Genomic DNA, 4352 nt, shown 5'->3' on the forward strand with positions numbered 1-4352 from the left:
CGACGCCGCCGAGGCCGCGCTGCGCCTGGCGCTGTCCAGCGGCCCGGTGGTGCTGTGCGACGTGGTGCTGGCCGAAGTCACGGCCGGCCTCGGGCACGGCTCGGAGGTGATGGACGCGCTCGAGGAGATGGGCCTGCGCTTTCTGGCCATCGACCAGCGCGCGGCGATCCGCGCCGGCGAGATGCAACGCAAGTTCAAGCAACGGCTGGCCCACAAGGGGGCGCCTTCCGGCGCGCCCGAGGCCGCCGCCACGCGGGCGATGCCCGACTTCCTGGTGGGTGCGCACGCGATGTTGCAGTGCGACGGCCTGATCACCCGGGACCAGGGCTTCTTCCGAGACTATTTCAAGGGCCTCAAGGTCATCGTGCCCAGCGCGCCGTGACCGCCGAGACCCGCTCTTTCGACCCAAGCAGAGACCACACTGGAGTTCGCATGCTGCAAGCCTATCGCCAACATGAAGCCGAACGCGCCGCGCTCGGCATCCCGCCGCTGCCGCTCGACGCGAAGCAAGTCGCCGAGCTGATCGAGCTCATCAAGACCCCGCCGGCCGGCGAGGAGGCCTTCCTGCTGGATCTGCTGACGCACCGCGTGCCGCCGGGCGTGGACGATGCCGCCAAGGTCAAGGCCAGCTTCCTGGCCGCCGTCGCGCACGGCGACCTGAAGGTGGGCCTGATCTCCAAGGCCAAGGCCACCGAACTGCTGGGCACCATGGTGGGCGGCTACAACGTGCATCCGCTGATCGAGCTGCTGGACGACGCCGAAGTCGCCGGCGTCGCCGCCGACGGTCTGAAGAAGACCCTGCTGATGTTCGACTACTTCAACGACGTCGCCGCCAAGGCCAAGGCGGGCAACGCCAAGGCCAAGGAAGTGATGCAGAGCTGGGCCGACGCCGAGTGGTTCACCTCGCGTCCGGAAGTCGAGAAGAAGATCACCGTCACCGTCTTCAAGGTGCCGGGCGAGACCAACACCGACGACCTGTCGCCCGCGCCCGACGCGTGGAGCCGTCCGGACATCCCGCTGCATTACCTGGCGATGCTGAAGAACACCCGCCCCGACGCGGCCTTCAAGCCCGAGGAGGACGGCAAGCGCGGCCCGATGCAGTTCATCGAGGACCTGAAGAAGAAGGGCCACGTCGTGGCCTACGTCGGCGACGTCGTCGGCACCGGCTCGTCGCGCAAGTCGGCGACCAACTCGGTGATCTGGGCCACCGGCCAGGACATCCCCTTCGTCCCCAACAAGCGCTTCGGCGGCGTGACGCTGGGCGGCAAGATCGCGCCGATCTTCTTCAACACGCAGGAAGACTCGGGCTCGCTGCCAATCGAGGTCGACGTGTCCAAGCTGGAGATGGGCGACGTCATCGACGTGTTGCCCTATGACGGCAAGCTGGTGAAGAACGGCGAGACCGTGGCCGAGTTCAAGCTCAAGAGCGACGTGCTGTTCGACGAAGTGCGCGCCGGCGGCCGGATCAACCTGATCATCGGCCGCTCGCTGACCGCCAAGGCGCGCGAGTTCCTGGGCCTGCCCGCCTCCACCCTGTTCCGCCTGCCGCAAGCCCCGGCCGCCTCGAGCGCCGGCTTCACGCTGGCGCAGAAGATGGTGGGCCGCGCGGTCGGCCTGCCGGAAGGCCAGGGCGTGCGTCCGGGCACCTACTGCGAGCCCAAGATGACGACGGTCGGTTCGCAGGACACGACCGGCCCGATGACCCGCGACGAGCTGAAGGACTTGGCCTGCCTGGGCTTCTCGGCCGACCTGGTGATGCAGTCCTTCTGCCACACCGCCGCGTATCCGAAGCCGGTGGACGTGAAGACGCACCGCGAGCTGCCCGCCTTCATCTCCAACCGCGGCGGCGTGTCGCTGCGTCCGGGCGACGGCGTGATCCACAGCTGGCTGAACCGCCTGCTGCTGCCCGATACCGTGGGCACCGGCGGCGACTCGCACACCCGTTTCCCGATCGGCATCTCCTTCCCGGCCGGTTCGGGCCTGGTGGCCTTCGGCGCCGCGACCGGCGTGATGCCGCTGGACATGCCGGAATCGGTGCTGGTGCGCTTCAAGGGCGAGATGCAGCCGGGCGTGACGCTGCGCGACCTGGTCCACGCGATCCCGCTGTACGCGATCAAGGCCGGTCTGCTGACCGTGGCCAAGGCCGGCAAGAAGAACATCTTCTCGGGCCGCATCCTGGAGATCGAGGGCCTGCCCGACCTGAAGGTCGAGCAAGCCTTCGAGCTGTCCGACGCCTCGGCCGAGCGCTCGGCCGCCGGCTGCACGATCAAGCTGAATCCGGCGCCGATCAAGGAGTACCTCACCTCCAACATCGTCCTGATGAAGAACATGATCGCCGACGGCTACGCGGACGCGAAGACGCTGCAGCGCCGCATCGAGAAGGTCGAGGCCTGGCTGGCCAAGCCGGACCTGCTGGAAGCGGACAAGGACGCCGAGTACGCCGCCGTCATCGAGATCGACCTGGCCGACATCACCGAGCCGATCGTCTGCTGCCCGAACGACCCGGACGACGCGAAGGTGCTGTCCGAAGTCGCCGGCACCAAGATCGACGAGGCCTTCATCGGCTCGTGCATGACCAACATCGGTCACTTCCGCGCGGCGGCCAAGCTGCTGGGCGGCCAGCGCGACATCCCGGTCAAGCTGTGGGTCGCGCCGCCGACCAAGATGGACCAGAGCGAGCTGATCAAGGAAGGCCATTACGCCGCCTTCGGCACCGCCGGTGCGCGCACCGAGATGCCGGGCTGCTCGCTGTGCATGGGCAACCAGGCGCAGGTCCGCGAGGGCGCGACGGTCATCTCGACCTCCACGCGCAACTTCCCCAACCGTCTGGGCAAGAACACCAACGTGTTCCTGGGCTCGGCCGAGCTGGCCGCGATCGCGTCCCGCCTGGGCCGCCTGCCGACCAAGGCGGAGTACCTCAAGGAAATGGGCGTCATCGATGCCGACAAGGCCAGCGTCTACCGCTACATGAACTTCGACCAGATCGAGGAATACGCGGAGACGGCGAAGTCGGTCGCCTGATCGGCCGGACCATCGCGGACCCCGGTCCGCGGCGACGCGGCGACGCGGGGGACGTCGAGTCCCCTGCCCCGCCAACGACAAGGGCCCGGAGGTGCGAACCTCCGGGCCCTTGTTCATGGTGAATCGACGGCGCGGACGGCGCGGGTCCGGTCCGGACGTCCAGCGGCCGCTGCTGCGCTGCTGCTCAACCGCCGATCACGCCGCAGGCGATGCGCGCGCCACCACCGCCCAGCGGGGCCGGATGGTCGGCGTGGTTGTCACCGCCGGCATGGACCATCAAGGCATGGCCCTTGACCTCGTCGAGCTTGGTCAGTCGCGGCGACAGCACCGGATTGACCGCCTGCCCGTCCTGCGCGACGAACAGCGGCGGCAGGTCGCCCAGGTGGCCGTCGCCCCAGGGCTCGCCATGGCGCTTGCTGCCCTTGGGATCGAAGTGCCCGCCCGCCGCGCCGGCCGGGGTCACCGTGCCGTTGGTCGTGGCGGGCCCGCAGGACGGGTTCTCATGCACATGGAAACCATGCAGGCCGGCCGGCAGCCCCTGGAGCTGCGGATAAAAGGCCAGGCCATACGGCGTCTCGACGATGCGCACCGTGCCCGCCGAGGCGCCGGCCCCATCGGGCTGCGCGATGGCGAGGTTCACCGTCAGTTCGGCGGCATGCGCGGCCGTCAGGGCGGCACCGGACACGATCAGGCCCAGGCACAGGGACTTGGCGACTTTCATTCGAAACTCCTCTTCGGATGGACGGGAAAGGCGACCGGGCCGACGACGGCCATCGGTCGGGGCACCGGCCGGTGGGACCGGCGATGCGCCCTGGGGTCGAATGATCGTGCAACGGCGTGTCGCGCGCACGCTGACGAAGCGACGCGGCAGCCGCGCAACGCGCAGGGCAGCCAATCGTCGTCCGATGCTCACTGCTTGCTCACCCCGCGCTCACCCGGCCTTCACACCCGCCTCGGGATGAAGGCGAAAGCGCCACGTCAGAGCTCCACCTCGGAGCACCACGTCAGAGCACCCCTCGCAGCGCCTCGGCCCTCGCCAGATGCACCCGCACGCGGCTCTCCAGCCAGTTGTGACGGTGGCTGCCCGGCGGCGGCGCCAGGCGGTCGAGCAGTTGCGCGTAGCTCGCGCTGAGCGCCTCGAAGCCGCGATCCAGGCCGTCTTCATCGCGCGGGGCGATGGCGCCGGGCACGAGCGCCTCGATCGCCGGCGGCAGGCAGCAGCCCATCGCGGCCAGTTGATGGGTCCGGCGGAATTCGCCGGCCAGGCCGTCCACGAGCACGTCGGGACGCCGCACGCCGATGCGCCGCAGCCGCTGCTGCGCCGCCGGTGT

At 69.3% G+C, this 4352-nt stretch carries 4 protein-coding genes; 2 read left to right on the forward strand and 2 right to left on the reverse strand.

Annotation, left to right across the window (positions count from 1 at the left end; translation table 11 throughout):
• Both FUT87_RS22880 and acnB read left to right on the forward strand, forming a co-directional pair.
• A partial coding sequence (locus FUT87_RS22880) for a type II toxin-antitoxin system VapC family toxin (protein WP_147242500.1) occupies nt 1-382 on the forward strand: 382 nt, incomplete at its 5' end.
• 50 nt (nt 383-432) lie between these two features.
• A complete protein-coding gene (acnB, locus tag FUT87_RS22885) occupies nt 433-3021 on the forward strand; it encodes a bifunctional aconitate hydratase 2/2-methylisocitrate dehydratase (RefSeq protein ID WP_147242501.1) in 2589 nt (862 codons plus the stop codon).
• 184 nt (nt 3022-3205) lie between these two features.
• On the opposite strand, the gene sodC is transcribed toward acnB, so the two are convergent.
• A complete protein-coding gene (gene sodC / locus FUT87_RS22890; protein ID WP_091724137.1) occupies nt 3206-3742 on the reverse strand; it encodes a superoxide dismutase family protein in 537 nt (178 codons plus the stop codon).
• Between the two features lie 283 nt (nt 3743-4025).
• Nucleotides 4026-4352: hypothetical protein (locus FUT87_RS29230; RefSeq protein ID WP_186830716.1), on the reverse strand; the 327-nt coding region annotated here is incomplete at its 5' end.

Source organism: Mitsuaria sp. TWR114 (assembly GCF_007997345.1).

What these genes read in the sequence shown, in the direction of transcription:
- acnB (WP_147242501.1), top strand. Translation starts at nt 433, where the DNA reads ATGCTGCAAGCCTATCGCCAACATGAAGCCGAACGCGCCGCGCTCGGC.
- sodC (WP_091724137.1), bottom strand. Translation starts at nt 3,742, where the DNA reads ATGAAAGTCGCCAAGTCCCTGTGCCTGGGCCTGATCGTGTCCGGTGCC.